Annotated in this window: 15 protein-coding genes and 1 pseudogene; all 16 read right to left on the bottom strand. The window is 64.1% G+C overall.

The window, feature by feature from the left end; translation table 11 throughout:
- Positions 1–20: 20 nt before the first annotated feature.
- A complete protein-coding gene (locus QF819_08600; protein MDP6803218.1) occupies positions 21–1,154 on the bottom strand; it encodes a glycosyltransferase family 9 protein in 1,134 nt (377 codons plus the stop codon).
- A 53-nt stretch (positions 1,155–1,207) separates the two neighbouring features.
- A complete protein-coding gene (locus QF819_08595; GenBank protein ID MDP6803217.1) occupies positions 1,208–1,603 on the bottom strand; it encodes a hypothetical protein in 396 nt (131 codons plus the stop codon).
- 115 nt (positions 1,604–1,718) lie between these two features.
- Positions 1,719–3,344, bottom strand: coding sequence for an L-aspartate oxidase (nadB, locus tag QF819_08590; protein ID MDP6803216.1), 1,626 nt, complete (start codon positions 3,342–3,344; stop codon positions 1,719–1,721).
- The gene (lpxK, locus tag QF819_08585) at positions 3,337–4,374 is read right to left on the bottom strand and encodes a tetraacyldisaccharide 4'-kinase (protein MDP6803215.1); all 1,038 of its coding nucleotides are present in this window, start codon (positions 4,372–4,374) and stop codon (positions 3,337–3,339) included. The genes nadB and lpxK overlap by 8 nt, the downstream gene beginning before the upstream one ends.
- Complete coding sequence (locus QF819_08580) at positions 4,371–5,672, bottom strand: glycosyltransferase N-terminal domain-containing protein (protein ID MDP6803214.1); 1,302 nt, start codon at positions 5,670–5,672, stop codon at positions 4,371–4,373. Before QF819_08580 ends, lpxK begins: the two co-directional genes overlap by 4 nt.
- The gene (locus tag QF819_08575; GenBank protein MDP6803213.1) at positions 5,615–6,328 is read right to left on the bottom strand and encodes a lysophospholipid acyltransferase family protein; all 714 of its coding nucleotides are present in this window, start codon (positions 6,326–6,328) and stop codon (positions 5,615–5,617) included. The genes QF819_08580 and QF819_08575 overlap by 58 nt, the downstream gene beginning before the upstream one ends.
- Positions 6,325–7,461 (bottom strand): lipid-A-disaccharide synthase, encoded by a 1,137-nt coding sequence (lpxB, locus tag QF819_08570; GenBank protein ID MDP6803212.1) that lies wholly within the window; start codon positions 7,459–7,461, stop codon positions 6,325–6,327. Before lpxB ends, QF819_08575 begins: the two co-directional genes overlap by 4 nt.
- A pseudogene (locus QF819_08565) lies at positions 7,443–8,423 on the bottom strand (Gfo/Idh/MocA family oxidoreductase). Before QF819_08565 ends, lpxB begins: the two are co-directional and overlap by 19 nt.
- A gap of 24 nt (positions 8,424–8,447) precedes the next feature.
- Entirely contained in the window at positions 8,448–9,245 is a 798-nt protein-coding gene (gene lpxA / locus QF819_08560) for an acyl-ACP--UDP-N-acetylglucosamine O-acyltransferase (protein MDP6803211.1), read from the bottom strand.
- Between the two features lie 2 nt (positions 9,246–9,247).
- Positions 9,248–10,576, bottom strand: coding sequence for a bifunctional UDP-3-O-[3-hydroxymyristoyl] N-acetylglucosamine deacetylase/3-hydroxyacyl-ACP dehydratase (locus QF819_08555; protein MDP6803210.1), 1,329 nt, complete (start codon positions 10,574–10,576; stop codon positions 9,248–9,250).
- A complete protein-coding gene (gene lpxD, locus QF819_08550) occupies positions 10,573–11,631 on the bottom strand; it encodes a UDP-3-O-(3-hydroxymyristoyl)glucosamine N-acyltransferase (protein ID MDP6803209.1) in 1,059 nt (352 codons plus the stop codon). The genes QF819_08555 and lpxD overlap by 4 nt, the downstream gene beginning before the upstream one ends.
- A complete protein-coding gene (locus QF819_08545) occupies positions 11,628–12,152 on the bottom strand; it encodes an OmpH family outer membrane protein (GenBank protein MDP6803208.1) in 525 nt (174 codons plus the stop codon). Before QF819_08545 ends, lpxD begins: the two co-directional genes overlap by 4 nt.
- 26 nt (positions 12,153–12,178) lie before the next feature.
- Positions 12,179–14,440 carry an outer membrane protein assembly factor BamA gene (bamA, locus tag QF819_08540; protein MDP6803207.1) on the bottom strand — a complete coding sequence of 754 codons (2,262 nt, stop codon included), beginning with the start codon at positions 14,438–14,440 and terminating at the stop codon, positions 12,179–12,181.
- Between the two features lie 201 nt (positions 14,441–14,641).
- Complete coding sequence (locus tag QF819_08535; protein ID MDP6803206.1) at positions 14,642–17,137, bottom strand: ATP-dependent Clp protease ATP-binding subunit; 2,496 nt, start codon at positions 17,135–17,137, stop codon at positions 14,642–14,644.
- Positions 17,138–17,317: 180 nt separating this feature from the next.
- Positions 17,318–18,379 (bottom strand): ATP--guanido phosphotransferase, encoded by a 1,062-nt coding sequence (locus QF819_08530; GenBank protein MDP6803205.1) that lies wholly within the window; start codon positions 18,377–18,379, stop codon positions 17,318–17,320.
- On the bottom strand, positions 18,376–18,840 hold the full coding sequence (locus QF819_08525) for a UvrB/UvrC motif-containing protein (protein ID MDP6803204.1): 465 nt from the start codon (positions 18,838–18,840) through the stop codon (positions 18,376–18,378). Before QF819_08525 ends, QF819_08530 begins: the two co-directional genes overlap by 4 nt.
- Positions 18,841–18,858 lie beyond the last annotated feature (18 nt).

Raw genomic sequence — 18,858 nt, 5'->3', positions numbered from 1 at the left:
GAGAGAGGGTAGTGGGGATCTCAGGCGGGGTCCAGTCGGATGGTCTCCCCAGCCGGAGAGTCTTCAGCCGCCCGGGAAGTGTCCCTCTCCTGCGGTTCCGGGGGCATCCTGCCTTCGCGGACGGAATCCGCCAGCTCCAGGAAGTCGGCCGAGACCACTCGATCCCCGGGACGATAGCGAATAATCCGGCATCGACCCGATTCAGGAGGAGTCCATCGCGCTCCATCCTCCGCGCCAAACAGACCGATGGAGGGAATCCCCAATGCGACGGCAACATGGAACAGGTCCGTATTCCCGGCCAGGAAAAGATCACAACCGGCAAGGCACGCCAGGACATCCCGTGTCCCGCGTGGCGCAATATCCAGCGTGGGCGTGCTGAGCGCGTCCTGAAAGGCCTCGGTCCATGACGCGCCACTGCCATCCGTCAGAACAATCGGCTCCGCTTCGCGCTTCTCCGCGAGCGTCTCTACCAGCCACGCAAGTTTCTCAGGCGACGGATGGAATCCGCAGCGACCCGCTCCCGGATCCACGCCAACCAGCAGCTTCGCGCGACCCGTTCTCCGAAGGTCCAGCAGACGCCGGGCGTACTGCAGATCCTTTACCGGCAGGTCCAACCCGGGAAGCAGCGACTCGGAAGGAATGCCCAGAAACGAGAGAAAGCCCGGTTCCCGAACCGGCCGGTACCCCGGAGCCACCGCCGTAGTGATGACGAGGTTCAGCCCCGCGTCGAAGCCCTGCGGGTGCACTCCCACTCTCAGGCGTGCACCGCAAAGACCCATCAGGATTCTCTCCAGCCGGGCGTCCCCTTCGTCGAAGGCCACCGCCATGTCAAATGACCGGCGCCGCAGATCTCGAACCGTCTCCCAGAATCCGCGGGAGAGAGCGGACCCCGGTGCAGCGGACCAGGGAATGACTTCGAAGATCTCCGAGCGCGCCTCCAGCACACCGACGGTTTCGGGACTGGCCAGTACATGGATCCGAGCCAGCCGGAACCGTTCCGCCAGCGCGCGCGCGGCGGGCAGTACGGACAAGAGGTCCGCGGTTCCCCCTACGGCGCAGAGCAGAATGTCACGGGTTGAATCCAGCGAGTCCCCGAAACTCAGCGAAGCCCCTCGGGCACGCCGGGCGAGCAACAGCTCCAATGCTCGGAACACCAGTGGCTCCAAAGCTCTGGCAATGCCACCGCCGCGAACGCGCCTTCCCGAGTCTACCCGCATGTCTCAAGTACCTCGGCCCAGTAGCGTCCCGCGTTGAAGACCTCCGGGAACTCGTACACTCCGCAAAAGTCCTCCCGGGAGTCCTCGTCCGTTTTGCTGAGAATCTCCGCGTCAATCAAGTTGAACACAATCTCCCCGAAGTCCTCCGTCGACCGCACTCCCCACTCTTCGAAGACGGCCTCGGCCAGGAGTCCGAATCGGTCCAGAGCATACAGGCGAATGGCCTCCAGCAGTTCCCGCCCGGAGACATGGGTGCCGGTCGCGTAGACCACCTGGCTGGCATAGGCGACCGCCTCCCGAACGAAGACATAGGCACGCGCGTGGTAGCGTTTGTCCCGCGCAAGCAGCTCCCGCATGGCCCGGCTCGCTTCCGATTCGGTGTACACGGAGCGCCCCTTCACCTGACTGGAAGAACTCAGTTCTCGCCATCCCGCGACGGTGCGACCGCACCGCAGGGGAAAGATGCTTCCGAAAACATACTCCGTCGAAAAACCGCCGCGATCAAGAAGATCCCGCACCTTCCACCGCGCGAAACTCCACTTTCACGCCTTCCGCCTCCGGACGCACCCAACTCTCGCAAGCCGTGTCGTCCGTTTCCGGATGGTCCAGCACCCAGTGCAGACCTCGGCTCTCCCGCCGGCCTCGCGCAGCCTCGGCCAGGAGCCTGCCGACCAGCGTGATATTCCTCAACTCCGCCAGATCGGTATTCGGCTCCCACTTTCGGTAGCGAGCCTCAGCCTCCTTCAAGCGGATCGAGAGTCGAGCACACGCCACATCCAGGCTGGCCCGCGTTCTCGCTAGGCCCACAAAATCCCACATGAGGCGGCGCACCGAATCCCACTCATGGTCCAACACCACTCCCTGATCTGGTCGTGGAGCCGCCGTACCCGGCCCGGCCGGGGGGGGAGGCGGGGGTCCCACTTCCGCTTCCGGAGGCACTTGCGCGGCCCGGTTCGCGTAGACCAGAGCCTCCAGGAGCGAGTTCGATGCGAGCCGATTCGCACCGTGAACGCCGCTACACGCCACCTCACCTGCCGCAAACAGGCCCGCCACGCTCGTCCTCCCGAACTCGTCCACCGGAAGTCCGCCGCACATATAGTGGGCCGCAGGCACCACCGGGATCGGGTCCACACCCGGGACGATCCCATGCAGCGAAAGTCTCTCCGAAATCCCGGGGAAACGCTCCACGAAGAGCTCGTTTCCGATCGAAGAGACATCGAGCAGCACGAACTTGTCGCCACGGCGCTTCATCGCGCGGTCCATTTCTCGAGCCACGACATCTCGCGGTGCCAGCGATCCCAGCTCGTGTCGCCCGGCCATCAGTTCCATGCCTGCCTGATCTCTCAGGACCGCACCTTCGCCACGAACTGCTTCGCTGATCAGAAAGGTCTTCTCGTCCGGGTGAAACAGGCAGGTCGGATGGAACTGCACGAACTCCATGTTCACCACTTCGCATCCGGCCCGGGCCCCCATGGCCACGCCGTCCGCCGTCGCGATGTCCGGATTGGTCGTGAATGTGTAGACCTTCCCGCCGCCACCGGTGGCAAGCATGGTCTGGCGCGCATGCGCAAGACCTACCCGCCCTGACTGGCAATCCAGGTAGAGCGCCCCGTGGCAGCGCGACTGCCCGGATGCGTCCGGCCCCGTCCAGAGGTCCAGCGCGAAGTGGTTTTCCAGAATCTCGATGTTCTCCCGGGAAGCGATCGCGGCCAGAAGGGCGCGTTCGATCTCGCGGCCCGTCAGGTCCTTTGCATGGACGATCCGCCTCCGTGTATGCCCGCCCTCGCGCCCCAGTGAGAAGCCACCCGTTTCCGTCCTTGTAAAGTCCGCTCCCAGTTTCACGAGTTCCCGAACCAGCTCCGGCCCCTCCCGCACAACGCGGTCGACGGCATCCCGTCGGCAAAGGCCGGCACCGGCAACCATGGTGTCTCGAATGTGCAACTCGAAACTGTCCGCCGGATCCGTCACGGATGCCACGCCTCCCTGTGCATGGTTCGTGTTGGATTCCGTGGAGGTCTTCTTCGTCAAGAGGAGCACTCGTCCGTACCGCGACGCCTTCAGCGCGTAGGAGAGCCCCGCGATGCCACTCCCGAGCACGAGAACATCGCAGGTCTTCCGGTCAGTCATTGCCAGCCTCCCGAATCCGGGCCACCACCCATTCCACGAGCGCGTCTCCGCCTTCAGCGTGAACGCTGAGATCGAATACGACGGGGGCGGGGAGGCCTCCCCCACCAGGCCATCGAACCGCATCCTTGGCAGTCATGGCAATCCCTTCCGCCCCCTCAACGCGAACCTGCCTGCTCACCGCTTGTACATCGGAATGCGTGAAGGCGTGATGGTCCGCCCAGCGAGAGGCTCCGGTCAGCGCCACTCCTGACCGAATGAGGGACTCCTCGAACGACTCCGGGACGGCCACTCCCGACACCGCATGAAGAGGCGCGGATGCGGGAAGCATACCGACCACGCGGGACTCCAGCGCGACTCGAAACACCGGCCCTGCCCCGGGCCACTCCGGGGGTACATCCGGGAACCCGTCTCCACGATTCACCAGAACCAGCGCGGAAGCCCGCGTGAGGGCCTTGGGCCGCTCCCGAAGGGACCCCGCCGGGATGAGGCGCCTCGGTGACCTCTCCGCTCGAAGATCCCACAACACCATGTCCACATCCCGCCTGAGGCAACGGTGCTGGAATCCGTCGTCCAGGAGAGCCACGCGCGTCCCCGCGCTGGCCAGCCGGGCCACCCCTTCCCTTCGAAGGGGGGACACAATGACCGGAACGCCCGGGAGACCGATCGCAAGGAGCACGGCTTCGTCGCCATCCCGCTGCACATCCGGGTGACCGGGGTCCACTCGCCGGGCCTGCTTTCCCCCTTCTGAACGGTACCCCCGCAGCACGACCCCCGGAAGCTCTCCCCTCGCGAGCAGTTCCCCCGCAAGCCAGCGAACAACCGGCGTCTTCCCGCTTCCGCCCACGCTCAGCGCGCCCACTGACACGACGGGGATCGGGACCTCTCGGCAAGGCAGAAGGCGGTGGTCATGAAGCTTGTGGAATGCGCCGGAGGCCATGCCGTACACGAAGGAGACTCCGCGTGCCAGTCCGGGCGGCCAGTGCCCGCCCACCCTTCGCAGCCCCCGGTGGTCCATGACGGGATGCTTCAACGAAGGACTCCCCTCTCGCGCAGGAAGGCCACCGTGTCGGCCGCGGCTCCGGTCCCTTCCGCCGCCACCTCCCAGGCGCGACGGCCTTCCGCGGCACTCTCGTCCGGATGCAGCAAGGCGCGGCAGACTTCGTCCGCCAGCGTCTGCGCTCCGTCCACACGACGCGCCGCCCCGACCCTCTCCAGGCGGGCCACGGCGTCTTCGCAGGTCTCCGTGTGCGGCCCCACAAGCACCGGCCGACCCCCAGCCGCCGCTTCGGTCGGGGTGTGGCCGCCCAGAGGCACAAGGCTCCCTCCGATGAATGCGACGCACGCCCGCCGGTACACCTCCGGCAAAACCCCCATGCGATCCACAAGAGTCACGCTCCACCCGGATTCTTCCGCCTGGACAACCGGCGTTCGGTCCTCCCACCTCCTTACCCGCCATCCCGCCTCCTCCGCAAGGCGAGCGGCGTCTTCGAAACGGTTCGGATGCCGGGGCGCGAGAAGGAGTTCCCCCGGGGCCGCCATCCTCTCCGCAACGAGCGCGAGTGCCTCCAGCACAATCTCCTCTTCGCCGGGGCGCGTGCAGGCGGCCGCCCAGCGGACGGAATCGGGATCGGGAGCGGTGTAGGCCTCCGGAACGCGGTCGTCCTTGAGATCACCCGTCACGCGCAGTCCATCCGGGCGCCCCCCCAGTGCACGGAAGCGCGCCGCGTCCTCTTCCGTGCGAGCCGCGACCGCTCCCGCGCTGCCCAGCATCTCCCGATAGATCGGACCCGCCCACCGCGCCCGGCGGAAGCCGCCCGGCGAGATTCTCCCGCTCACGATCCCCCAGGGAATCCCGCGAGCTGTCACCTGTCCGAGCAGTTCCGGCCACAGCTCCGTCTCCACCAGAAGGAGCGCCCGGGGGCAAAGGCGATCCAGCGCGCACGCCACAGGTCCGGGTGCGTCAAACGGCAGGTGGAACGGCCCGAAGTCCGGGTTCAGCGCTTCGGCTCGCTCGCGACCGGTGCGCGTCATCGTCGACACGGCAATCGGAATGGACTCGGACCGGGCACGCATCGCACGAATGAGGACCTCCGCAGCCCCCAGCTCTCCGACGGAGGCCGCGTGAATCCACACGGGCGAAGACTCCCCTCCGACCGGAGCCTGCCCCATCCGCTCCGCGAGTTCTTCCGTCCTGTTCCGCAGAACGAGCCGGGGAATGCCCAGCTTCAGCGCAACCCGCCATGCGACACGGTACATGCGAACTCCCGCGCTCATCCCGCCACCCGATCCGTGCCCGGCGGCATGACCGCGCCCGAAGCGTACGAGCACGCCTTGGTCTCGACAGCGACCAGGGCGCTCTTCAGGCTTTCGCAGTGGCGCTCGATATCCGCCGGCGCTGCATCGCTCTCTACGCACAGCGGCCTGCCATACGCCACGAACACGCGTGCGGCAGGAAGTGGAAGGAGAAAACGGTCCCATGACGACGCGTGAAACGCACGCGTCGCCGCCACTCCCAGCGGGAGAATCGGGACCCCCGCGCGACTTGCCATGACCACGACCCCCGGACTGACGGACCCGCGAGGGCCACGGGGGCCATCCGGAGTGATCCCCAGGTCATGGCCTGCTTTCGCGCACTCCACCAGCCTCGCCAGCGCCTCCCGCCCGCCCCGGCTGCTGGACCCGCGAACAGACTCATAGCCGAGATGGCCGGCGACGGCCGCAATCCGGTCGCCGTCGCGACTTTGACTCGCGAGGATGTGGATGCCCCGTCGCCGGTGCGTATAGACCAGCGGAAGAAGGACTCCGTGCGTGAAAGCGTAGATCACCGGTCCGCCCATGCTGCGGGCGCGGACCGCGTTCTCCCGGCCCACATGTCGCACGCGCCAGGTGGTCCCCAGGCTCAGCACCACGCTGTGCCCCAGCGTTCGCACCACGAGATCCACCGCCCGCGCGATCTGCTTCCCCGAAGCACGCCCCCGGCTCATCCCGCAGCCTCCAGTATGCGTTCCGCAACACGACGCGACGCCCCCGGTGTCCCGAGGCGTTTCTGAAGCCCTCTCAAGCTCCGGCTCATCGCTTCACGCGACGCAGGGTCGCGGAGGAGATTCAGTACGAATGGGGCAATCGCTTCGGGCCTGGCCCTGTCCTGCAGAAACTCCGGCACCAGCTCCCCGCCGTGAACAATGTTCACGAGCGAGATGTGCGGAATCTTCACGAGCCGCTTCCCCGCAAACCAGGTGATGCGCGATGTCCGGTACAACACCGCCAGCGGAGTCCCGGCAAGGGCGCTCTGGAGCGTCGCGGTGCCGGAGGTCACCAGAAGGACATCCGCGGCCGCCTGAATGAGCTCGGCGCCGCCTGAAACTCGCTGGATGGGAGAGTCTCCCTCGGCCTCGGTCTCCACCCGGCAGGTTTCCTCCGGAATCCCCGGCGCCACGCTGCATACGGCCTGCACATTCCGCACTTCGTCCCGAACTCTCGCGACGGTCTCGGCCATGACCGGGAACAGCCTTCGCACCTCCTGCAACCGGCTCCCCGGTAGAAGCCCCACGACCAGCCTCTCCGGCGACAACCCCAAGACCTGTCGAGCTGCCTCCCTCCCGGGCCGATCGGCCAGCGCGTCGAGCAGTGGATGCCCCACGAACTCCACGGGGATCCCGGCCTCTCGGTAGATTGCCTCCTCAAACGGGAAGACAACCAGCATCCGGTCCACCGCTTTCCGGATTTTCGGAAGGCGGTTCTCCCCCCATGCCCACACCTGCGGCCCGATGTAATAGAGCACTGGAATGCCGAGGCCGCGCGCCTTGGCAGCGATGCGAAGATTGAAGCCCGGGTAGTCCACCGGAAGAACGACATCCGGTGGATCCTCCCGCAAGAGAGTGTCCAACCGGCGAGCGAGCGTACGATGGCGCGGAATCTGGCGGACCACTTCCGCAAAACCCATCGCGGACAAACGGTCGATGTCATAGAGCAGCTCTGCACCCGCCTCGCGGAGAGCTTCGCCCCCCACGGCACGAATGCGAACATCGGGCGCCATTGCCCGAAGTTCCCTCGCAACCAGACCGGCCTGAAGATCTCCCGACGCTTCCCCGGTCAGGATCAGGACGGTGCGGCCCACTGCGTTCCCTCCCCGGGGACCCTCTCCCCTGCGTCGGATCTCCGCTCAATGTCTGCGATCACTCGCTCCGCAAGGGCAACGGCCCGCCGTCCCCCCTTCACCCCCGGCAATCGAGTCTCCTCACCCAGTATGCGGCGGCGGAACTCTTCCAGCTCATCCACCAGCGGATTGTGGTCCTCGGGCGCGGTCAATACGCGTCGGTCCATTTCCATCGGCGCCGGTCCCATCCGACGCACCACTTCCACGCAGCGTGCACCGAGATCGAGTGAGTGATACCCGTTCGCTTCAAAGATGCGCATCTTTCGGACCGGATCCCGACTCACGCGGCTCGCTGTCAGATTCACAAGGGCGCCGCCGGGAAACTCCAGTCGAGCATTGGCGATGTCCACGCGGGAAGTAAGAACCGCCACTCCCACTGCCTCCACCCGATCCGGCTCGCCCCCGAAGAGATCCAGCACGAGGTCCAGATCGTGAATCATGAGATCCAGCACGACATCCACCTCCGTGCCGCGGGGATCATAACCGCCCAGACGGTGAGCCTCCACGAACCGGGGGTTCGACACAGACTCGCGAGTCTGCCGATAAGCCCAGTTCAGGCGCTCGACATGACCCACATCCAGCACCACCCCCGCCGCCTCCGCCGCGGCCGCGAGGCGATCGCATCCGCGCAGGTCTGCAGCAAGAGGCTTCTCCATCAGAAGGTGCTTGCCCGCGTCCAGGATCCGAATGCCCATCTCCGCGTGCAAGGGGCTCGGGACAGCCAGAACCACCGCGTCGCAGTGGCGCAGGAGATCGTCGACGCTCTCATGGAAAGGGGTGCCCGGCGCGAGCGCTTCCGCACGCGAGGGATCCGCGTCGGTCACTGCCGAGAGGACCATTCCCTGGCCCGCCTTGATGCAGCGGACATGGTGGCCACCCATACGCCCCAGCCCGATGACGCCCATCCGAATGCGTTCCACGCGAGTCCCCTCCGCATCGCGCCCGGACTAGCGTACGATCCCGCGCACGGAACTGGTGATGAATGAAATCAGCTCAGCGATCTCCGGACAATCAGACTTCCGCTCCCGCAGGGCGCGGACTGCCTGGGTAACATTCAGGCCGTCCCGATAGATGGTCCGGTAAGCGCGTTTCAGTTCGGATCGTGTGTCTGCGTCGATGCCGTTCCGGCGCAGCCCGATCGTGTTCAACCCCACCATCTGAATGGGGTTTCCCGCCGCCTTCATATACGGAGGCATATCCTTCGGCAGGCGGGACGCGCCTCCCACGATGGCGAACTTCCCGATCCGCACAAACTGATGCACCGGAGTCATCCCCCCGATGACCGCTCGATCGAATACCTCAACATGGCCGGCCAGATTGACCGCGTTCGCCAGGATGACTCCGTCATGCAGGATGCAGTCGTGGGCGACATGGACATAAGCCATCAGGAGATTCCCGTTCCCGATCCGGGTCTCCCCGTCTTCGCCGGTGGCCCGATTGACCGTCACGAACTCGCGGAAGATATTGTCATCCCCAATGCGAACCGTGCTCTCCACGCCGTCAAACTTCAGATCCTGAGGCTCCCCGGCAATGGCCGCACAGTGGAAGAAGTGGTTTCGCTTTCCAGCAAGGAGATGTCCGTCCAGGCGGACATGGGAATCCAGCAGACAGTCGTCGCCCAGAACGACCCCCGCACCCACCACACAATACGGACCGACCCGCACATTCTCACCCAGAACCGCATTCGGATGAACAACCGCCGTCGGATGAATCAGCGGTTCCGCGGCGGCGTGCGAGAGGTCCACGGTCACTCCGCTCCCGGCTTGTCCACAATCGTCGAGAGAAGGTCCGCCTCTGCGGCCAGATCATCGCCGATGAACGCCTTCCCGCGCATCTTGCAGAACTTCCGCTTCAGGTTCACGAGTTCCAGCTCGAAGCGCAGCGTGTCCCCGGGGAGAACCGGCTTGCGGAACTTCGCATTGTCGATTCCAAGGAAGTACATGAGCTTCGTCTCCGGACGCTCCACCGTATTCAGAAGGAGAACGCCTCCGGCTTGCGCCATGGCTTCCACAACCAGCACCGCCGGCATGATGGGATGCCCCGGAAAATGCCCCTGGAAGAAGGGTTCGTTGATGGTCACATTCTTGATTCCGACCACGCGCTTCCCATCCACCAGCTCCACAATGCGGTCCACCAGGAGCATCGGGTAGCGATGCGGCATGATCTCCAGAATCGCATTGATGTCCAGGGAGATGGATTCCTGCCCCGGTGAACGCCAGCGATAGCTCTTCACGGCTTCGTCGCGGATTCTCTTCACCAGCTGAACATTGGCGGCATGCCCGCCGCGCACGGCAATGACATGGCCCTTCAGCGGCATCCCCAGAAGAGAGAGATCGCCGATCAGGTCCAGGATCTTGTGTCGCACAAACTCGTTGCCGAAGCGAAGCGGTTCGTCGCTGCGGATCTCGTCCGGAGTCACCACCACCGCATTGGCCAGGCTGCCTCCCTTGATGAGCCCACTCTCGCGAAGTCCTTCCACATCTTCCAGCATGGCAAAAGTGCGCGCGGAGGCGAGGTCGTTTACGAAGAAATCGCTGTCCAGTTCGAACGACGCATACTGGGTTCCGATCAGGGGGCTTCGGTAGTCGATCGTAAAGCTGACCTTCATGCCGTCATGGGGAAGAATCACACGCTGCGCCCCACCCTCTTCAAAACTGATGGGTTGCCGCACCTCGAAGTAGTGGCGCAGATCCGGGAGTTCCTTGACGCCTGCGCGGAGGAAGAGATCCACGAAGGGACGCGCGCTTCCGTCGGGTTCACACGGTTCCTCTGAATCAATCTCGATGTCCAGGTTGTCAATGCCCAGGCCGGCGGCCGCCGCGAGGACATGCTCCACCGTGCCAATCACCGCAGGACCCATGGACAGCGTGGTACGGCGCGGGTCCGGCTCGCCGCCCAGGGCGAGATCCACGCGGGCGGGAAGAGCGGGCCGCCCCGGGAGATCCACACGAATGAAGCGAATCCCGCTCCCGGCGGCAGCGGGAAGAAAGCGAAGCTTCGTAGCCACACCGGAGTGAAGGCCGCGTCCTTCGATCTCAACCGGCTCGGCAATGGTCCTCTGGTTTCCCTGAATCACGATTCACTCCCGTCGGATGGCTCCGGCGCATGCTTTTCGGACGCCGCCCGGAGTTCCTTCAAAGTCTCCGGAAGCCGCCGAAGTGCCGCTTCAGCCCGAAGAGTCTCTCGATGTCCCCGCGCCGGAAAGCCGGAGACCGTCATTCCATCGGCGACATTCGCTGTGACACCCGCTCGTCCGGCGAGGGTCACATGGTCTCCAATGCGAAGATGGCCGGCAAAGCCGGCCTGTCCGCCCGTTCGAATGCCATCTCCAATGCGGGTGCTCCCCGCCACGCCGGTAAGGGCGGCGATGGCCCCTCCTTCACCGACCGAGACATTGTGAGCGATGTGCACCATGTTGTCAATTTTGGTGCCTGCGCCGATCCGTGTGGCTCCCATTGTCGCTCGATCGATGCAGGCATTGGCGCCGATCTCCACATCGTCGCCGATCTCCACGATGCCCAGCTGCGGGATCTTCTCGTATCGGTTCTTCCCGACCGGGGCGTATCCGAAACCATCGCTTCCGACCACGGCACCGGGCTGCACGGTCACCCGATTCCCCAGCACACACTCGCGACCGATGAAGACCCCGGGATACAGCACACACTCTTCTCCGATGATGCACGACTCGGACAGGTGAACGCCGGCGATCAGAATGCTGCCCTTGCCGACACGCACTCCGTCCTCAATCACGATCCCGGGCCCCATGCGGACACCGGACGCAACCTCCGCGCTGGATGCCACCACCGCATTGGCGTGTTGTCCCTCGGGCGGCAGAGGAGGTCCAGGGTCCAGCAGCTTCAGAACGCCCAGAACCGTCGCCTCAGGATCGGTGGCCCGCACGACGGCAAGGCCCTCCGGAGCAGGCATCCCCGGGGGGAGTATGACAGCCGACGCTTTCGTATCGGACAGGAAATGCCGATACTTCTCCGAAGCCACAAAAGTCAGCTCTCCAGCCTTTGCGTCTTCAACGGGCGCCATCCCGTGGATGAGCGTCTCCCCGGAGCCCTCGACTTCGGCTCCTACTCGGGAGGCGATCTCAGCCAGGGTGATCGGCCCCCGGGACGAACTCACTCCGCGCTCTCCGGAGCTCCCGGCTCCACCGCCTGATCTCCGGCCGCCTCCAGTCCCGACTCCAGCTCATCCAGCACCAGACCCGTCATGTCCGCACTTTCGGTCGCCCAGACCACCTGCCCGGTGCCCGCGTCCAGGACCACGCTGTATCGCATCTCTTCGCCCATCTTCGCGACAATCTCCAGGATCTGCTCGGCAATCGGGCGCGTGAGTTCCGCATTCCGTTCCGCCGCCAGGCCTTCGATCCCCCAGACGGACTCCGCGAACTGCTGGTACTCATTCTTCTTCTCTTCCAGGGACGCGCGCTTTTCCGCGAGCTTCTCCTCGGAGAGCATCAGTTGCTGGCCTTCCAGTTCGGTACTCAGCGACTCAATCTCATCTCGCATGGCACGAGCTTCGTCGTCCCATTCGCGGAGCTGCAGATCCAGAGCCTTCTGGGCATCGGCCGTTCCTTCGTACTTGTCGAAAATCGTCTGGAAGTCGATGACTCCCACTTCCCCGGCCAAAGCCGGAGAGATCATCACACTCGTGAGCAAGATCAGGCCGGCTAGAAGGCCTGGCCGCCGATCTGGAAATGAAACTCCCATCCTGGACCTCCCATGGTTTCGTCTCGATCGAATCCGTAAGCGTAATCAAACCCCAACTGACCGACCATTGGCACATCAATACGCACTCCCGCACCGACTCCCCGCCGGAGATCCGTCAGGTCCATCTCTCCAGGCCTGTTCCAGGTGTTGCCCGCATCGAGAAACACGAGCCCCTGAATCGACTGCACGATCGGGTACCGAAGCTCCGCCGTGGAGGTCAGCATGCACCGGCCGCCCGTGGAGGGCAACCCGGGGTCCGGGACGACATCGTAGTCCGGGTAGCCACGCAAGCCATACCTCGCAATCCCACCGAGTCGGTAGCGTCGCCAGAACGGCACCTGATCGGGAGCCTTCAGTCCATTCAGGAAGCCGACATCTCCCGAGAGCGACAACACGAACTTGCCCACTGTCCGAAAGTACGACTTCGTCCCGAACTGCAACTGGTGGTAGCTCTCATCTCCACCGAGGACTCCCCCGGCGAACTCGTTGACCAGGCGGGTCGAGGATCCGCGCGTGGGGAAGAACGGGCTGTCCACTGAGTTCCGAACCAGCGTCAGCGTCATGGAGGAAATCGTCGACGGGCTCGTCTCGCCGATTTCGTCTTCATTTCCGCCTCGCGCTTCCACCTGGTACTCGGCAAGCGAATAACGCCAGAACGAGCGCGTGTAGTCCAGCCACGGGAATCGCCGCCCGAGGCGAAGATCCCCGCCGGTGCGTGTCTCTGTGAACGTCTCAAAGCGCCTCTTCGTGTCGAAGACATCGATGCCCGCACTGGTGGGAGTATCCAGAAGCCATGGCTCGGTGAAGGAGAACTCAAACTCCCGGAACCTGCCGAACTCGGCCCGGATCGACATCAGCTGACCCTTCCCCATCCAGTTGTTCTGCGCCAGTTGCAGGAAGCCTGTCAGGCCCGTCTGTGAGTTGACGCCCATGCCCATGGTCGCCTGTCCCGTCTGTCGTTCCTGCACCTCGAGGATCAGGTCGATGTCACCGGTTGCCGGGTCTGCAACCTGGCTGTCCAGCTGAAGATCGTCAAAGAAGCCCAGCTGGAAGATCTCACGCTGACTGCGGAGTACCTGCGACCGACGGAAGACATCCCCCGGAGCCACCACCATCTCTCTTCGAATCACGCGTTCCCGGGTTCGCGTATTCCCCGACACAAGCACACGATGGATCCGGGCCGGTTCCCCTTCCTCCACGCGGAGATCCACATCCATCCTGTGTCCTTCGCGCCGGGTCTTCCGATCCTCCACCTTCGCATAGATGTGTCCCTCTTCGTGGCAGAGGCTGTAGAGGTTGCCCACGGTCTGATCGTAGAGGAGCGTGTTGAAGGGTTCTCCCTCCTTCAGAAGAACCCCGAGGCGCACGCGATCTTCCGGGAACACGCCCCCGTGGTCGAGCGACACCTCGCCCACCCGATAAAGCGGCCCCTCCTCCACTTCGATCTCCAGCGTGAGGCGCTCTCGTGTCTCATCGTACGCCTTGCGCACATCGACAATGCGCGCATCCGCATAGCCCGACGCGCCCATGCGCTCCACGATGCGCTCCTTGTCCTGCCGGAAGATCTCCTTCCGAAAGTCCCCGCCTCGCCACCAGCGATCCTCTTGAGTCTCCATGGCACCGCGAAGATCTCCACTGGCCACATGGTCATTCCCGATGAAGAGGATCTCCTCCACCTGCACCTTCTGACCTTCCTGAACCCGGAAGATCACATCCACTCGTTCCGTCCCTCGTACCTCAGGCTTCACCTGCGCGAGGAGGTAACCCTTCTCCTCATACAGCGCGAGGATGTCCCTGATGGCGCCGTTCAGCCTTCGGGCGGTGAGCGTCTGCCCCGCCACCAGCTCGACGACTTCCGCGAAGTCATCTTCATCCAGTTTGTCCGCGCCGCCATAGCGGATGCGGAGGATCGTCGGGTTCTCGGCGACTTCGATGGTCAGAGCCAGACCGCCTTCGCCCGGTTCGGCAAGAACACGGACATCTCGAAAGAGACCCTGCCGATACAGGTTGCGAATCCCGGCCCGAACCGTTTCCGGGGAGTACTCGGACCCGGCCTCCAGTCCCATCGTCGAGAAGATGAGCGCGTCTTCAGCGCGCACATTCCCGCGAATCCCCACCGACCCGATGGTCTCCGCCAGCGCCGGAGACATCGAGACCAGGGTCAGCAGGAAGGACGCCGCCAATCCGCACACACAGGAACTACGCAAGAGACCACGAATCATGGAACACAACCCCGTAAGTGGACTCCGCAGGCCACTCCCCGCACGGCCCCACGACAGGGGGACCGTCTAGAAGAGGAGCATCCGGCGCAGTCCGGAAAATGCGATTGGGGAGGCTAGCATCGGAGAGAGAGACCCGCGACGAAAAAACGCCCCGGCCGCATGGCAGCCGGGGCGCGGAACCGGGGAGAAACCCCCGAGATGTCAGTTCCCCGTTTCGATCTCCTTCTCCGCCGACGAGCCCGAGCTCCCTCGCCTGGAGGCCGGCGCCTTGCTGATGGAGAGCGTCTTGCTGCCCTTCTTGCGATCGATCTTCAGCGTATCCCCCTCGGCGAAGTCGCCGCTGAGGAGCGCGTCGGAGAGGGGGTCTTCGATCATGCGCTGAATGGTGCGGCGAAGAGGCCGGGCGCCAGCTGAAGGATCGTAGCCTTCCTCGATCAGAAGGCTCGTCGCGCTGCGCGTGAGCTTGATGGCCACCTTCCTCTCCGCCAGGCGGCCCATGGTCTGCTTCAGGAGAATCTCCACAATGCTCGCCAGCTCATCCCGCCCGAGCTGGTTGAATGTGAGAATGCCATCCACGCGACCGAGGAACTCCGGATTGAAGGTCTTGCGAACCTCGCTCATGAGCTTCTGCTCAACGCGTTCCTGCCCGGCACCCGTGTCATCCTGGGAACCAAACCCGAGCACCGCTCCCGACTTGATTTTCCGCGCACCCACATTGGAGGTCATGATGATCACGGTGTTCTTGAAATCCACCTTCCGACCGTAGCTGTCCGTCAATTGCCCGTCGTCCAGCACCTGAAGCAGGATGTTGAAGACATCCGGATGGGCCTTCTCGATCTCATCCAGAAGAACCACGCTGTATGGCTTCCGGCGAACCTTCTCGGTCAGCTGGCCACCCTCTTCGTAACCGACATATCCAGGAGGCGCCCCCACCAGGCGGGACACGGCGAACTTCTCCATGTATTCGGACATGTCCACACGGATGAGTGCGCTCTCGTCCTCGAACAGGAACTCGGCCAGCGTTCGCGCCAGTTCAGTCTTACCGACTCCTGTCGGCCCGAGGAAGATGAACGAGCCAATCGGGCGCTTGGGATCCTTCAGCCCGGCTCGGCTACGACGGATCGCCTTGGACACTGCCGTCAGGGCATGTTCCTGTCCGACAACGCGACGCCGAAGCTCGTCTTCCATCCGCAGGAGCTTCTGCGACTCCTCCTCCTCAATCCGAACCGCCGGGATGCCCACCATCATGGAGATCACTTCCGCGATGGCCTCGCCATCCACGACCGCTCTCACCTCACCCTTCGCATCCGACCAGTCCTTGTGCATACCGCGCATGCGGACCCGAAGGGACTTCTCCGTATCGCGGAACTTCGCCGCCTTCTCGTAGGCTTGCGAATGGATGGCGGATTCCTTCTCCTTGGTGATCTGTTCCAGCTCTCGCTCCACCTCGCGGAGTTCGTCCGGGATGGCCGATACTGACAGACGGGCTCGTGAGCCCGCTTCGTCGATCACATCAATGGCCTTGTCCGGCAGATACCGGTCGGAGATGAAGCGATCCGAAAGGTAGGCGGCCTGCCGAATGGCCTCATCGGTGATTTCCACGCCGTGGTGGGCTTCGTACTTGTCGCGAAGTCCCCGGATGATCTCGATCGTCTCCTCCAGGGAGGGCGGATCCACCATCACGGCCTGGAAGCGCCGCTCCAGCGCTCCATCCTTCTCGATGTACTTCCGGTACTCATCCAGCGTGGTGGCGCCGATGCACTGGAGTTCCCCGCGCGAGAGAGCCGGTTTGAGCATGTTGGACGCGTCGATGGCACCCTCCGCACCCCCCGCCCCCACGATGGTATGCAGCTCATCAATGAACAGAATGATGTTGTCGCACTCGCGGATTTCATTCATCACAGACTTCAGGCGTTCCTCGAACTGACCGCGATACTTTGTTCCCGCCACGACAGATGCCAGATCCAGCGTCATCAGACGCTTCCCTTGAAGCGGCTCCGGAGTCTTGTTCTCCACGATCCTCTGCGCAAGCCCTTCGACGATGGCGGTCTTTCCGACGCCTGGCTCTCCGATCAGGACCGGGTTGTTCTTCTTCCGGCGGCAAAGAACCTGCACGATGCGTTCGATTTCCTTCTCCCGCCCGATGACAGGGTCCAGCACGCCGTCCACCGCAAGCACGGTAAGGTCCCGTCCGAACTGGTCCAGCGCGGGCGTTTCTGTCTTCTTCTTCTCCTGCGCGGGAGTTCCCGGCCCGGGGGCACTGCCGCCCAGCAACTTGAGCGTCTCTTCGCGAACGCGCTTGCGGTCTGCTCCAAGCTCCATGAGCACGCGAGCCGCGACGCCTTCGCCTTCACGAATCAACCCCAGGAGCAGGTGCTCCGTCCCGACATAGCTGTGCCCGAAAAGGCGTGCTTCTTCCACGGAGAGCTCCAGCACGCGCTTGGCCCGGGGAGTGAAGGGAATCTCCCCGATGGTCAGTGTGCCGCCGGAGGTCGGGACCATGTCCTCGATCTTCTGGCGAATGCTCTCCAGATCCAGGCCGAGATTGTCCAGCACCGTCGCGGCGATGCCTTCGCCTTCGCGAATGATCCCGAGAAGAAGATGCTCCGTTCCGATGTAGTCGTGCCGAAGCCGTCCCGCCTCTTCCCGGGCCAGGTACATGACCTTTCTTACACGCTCAGTGAATCGGTCCTGCATGCCCTCGCTCTCCCTTCACCCCGTTGCGGGGGCCATCGGCTGATCCGGCAGACGCTCCAAGACTCCGGCCTCCTGCCCGGAATGCCCGGAAGGTGCCGCGCTTCCTTCTCCTTGGCCATCGACCGATTCCCGCGTTGCCTTGATGCGTGAATCCTGCCCACAGGGACAAGTGTGCGGAAATCAGAGGAACTCGTCAAACTCCTCCCGGACCCACCGAGCCCTCTCCCACTTCTCATCCTCGGCGCGGAAGGAGTCGCCCACCCCCGCGCGAAGATGCGCGGATTGCGTAAACAGCAGCAATCGGTTCAGAAATGCGTGGGACACCTCCTCCAGCACTCCCAGAGACCGGGCCAGTCTCACATCGGAAGCGCAGGCCATCACCTGCTCCGCGCTCAGCAATCGGGCCGTTCGAAGGACCCCGTACGCCCGGTGAACACGATCTTCGATCTTTCTCCTGTGTCCCTTCTCCGCGGAGATCCGCTCGCGTGCATCCCGCTCCAGTTGCAACACGCGCCCGGCAATGCGACCCAGTCCGTCCAGACAGTGGGCCTCATCCACGCCCAGCGTCCGCTGATGGGAAAGCTGGAAGAAGTCGCCCAGGGCACCCGAGCCTTCCCCGAACCATCCACGAACGGCCATGCCCATCTCTGCGACCGCCCGGTGAACCTTGTCGATCTCCGCAGTCAGAACCAGCCCCGGAAGATGAATGAGCACCGAAGCGCGAAGACCCGTTCCCACATTTGTGGGGCAGGCCGTCAAATAGCCCCAACGGTCCGAAACCGCAAACTGCAGGCGCTCTTCCAGAAACAGGTCCAGCTCCTGAGCGCCGGTGAGCGCGTCAGACAGATTCAACCCCGACCTCACCGACTGGATTCTGATGTGGTCCTCTTCGTTGATCATCATACTCAGGCACTCGTCGCCGGACACGACGACTCCGCGACGCCCGTGTCCCTGCGCCAACTGCGGGCTGGCGAGCCGTCGCTCCACAAGGAGCCGACAATGCTGTTCCTCCAGTTCCGACAAGTCCCAGATGTCCGCATCGCCGATCCCCGGAGCCCCCGCGCACGCTTCCGTCACGGTGGCCAACACGCGGCCCCGCTCGAGTTCATCGGCGCGCCCCGGGAAATGACGCCCTGCGAGGTTTCGTGCCAAGCGCACGCGACTGCTCAACACCAGGTCCGACTCGGGGCCGGAAGCGTCCAGCCATGAGGAAACGCTTTGGGCAAGGTGCGTCGGAGTCATGATCCATCTCGTCCGGAATCGGGTGTCTCTGTGCGAATACGATCTCTCAGTTCCGCGGCACGATCAAAGTCCTGGCTCTCGACCGCCTCCTCCAGTTCCCGCTGGAGTCCCGCAATGTCCGCTGCGTGGCGCCCTCCCGGGAGTCGCCCCACATGGCGGCCCGCCCCCTGCATCTCCTCCAGAAGGGGCTCCAGCGCTTCATGAAAAGCCTCGTAGCAACGCTCGCACCCCAGTCGGGATTCCGCAGTCACCGCACCCATGCTGATGCCGCACTCCGGGCAAGCGGTGTCTTCTCCGAGAGACACTGCCGGAGAAGCGGGTTCCGCTTTCTTCTGTTCCTCGGAGGCAAACCCGAGCCCCGCCGCGCATTCCTTGCAGACAGGGATCTCCCGGACGCTTCCCCCCTCGAACTCTTTGTAGAGGATCTCTCCCGGGCGCTCTCCGCACTTGCCGCACTTCATCAGAGAGCCTCCCCTGCC

Source organism: Gemmatimonadota bacterium, from assembly GCA_030747075.1.
Taxonomy (GTDB): Bacteria; ARS69; ARS69; order ARS69; family ARS69; genus ARS69.
The sequence above is the reverse complement of the archived record's forward strand: the minus strand, read 5'-3'. Positions and strand labels throughout refer to the sequence as shown.

Bases quoted from the DNA above. Each gene is read 5' to 3' on its own strand.
- nadB (MDP6803216.1), bottom strand. From the start codon at position 3,344: ATGACTGACCGGAAGACCTGCGATGTTCTCGTGCTCGGGAGTGGCATC.
- QF819_08575 (MDP6803213.1), bottom strand. From the start codon at position 6,328: ATGAGCCGGGGGCGTGCTTCGGGGAAGCAGATCGCGCGGGCGGTGGAT.
- QF819_08545 (MDP6803208.1), bottom strand. From the start codon at position 12,152: ATGATCTCTCCGGCTTTGGCCGGGGAAGTGGGAGTCATCGACTTCCAG.
- bamA (MDP6803207.1), bottom strand. From the start codon at position 14,440: ATGATTCGTGGTCTCTTGCGTAGTTCCTGTGTGTGCGGATTGGCGGCG.
- QF819_08535 (MDP6803206.1), bottom strand. From the start codon at position 17,137: ATGCAGGACCGATTCACTGAGCGTGTAAGAAAGGTCATGTACCTGGCC.
- QF819_08530 (MDP6803205.1), bottom strand. From the start codon at position 18,379: ATGACTCCGACGCACCTTGCCCAAAGCGTTTCCTCATGGCTGGACGCT.
- QF819_08525 (MDP6803204.1), bottom strand. From the start codon at position 18,840: ATGAAGTGCGGCAAGTGCGGAGAGCGCCCGGGAGAGATCCTCTACAAA.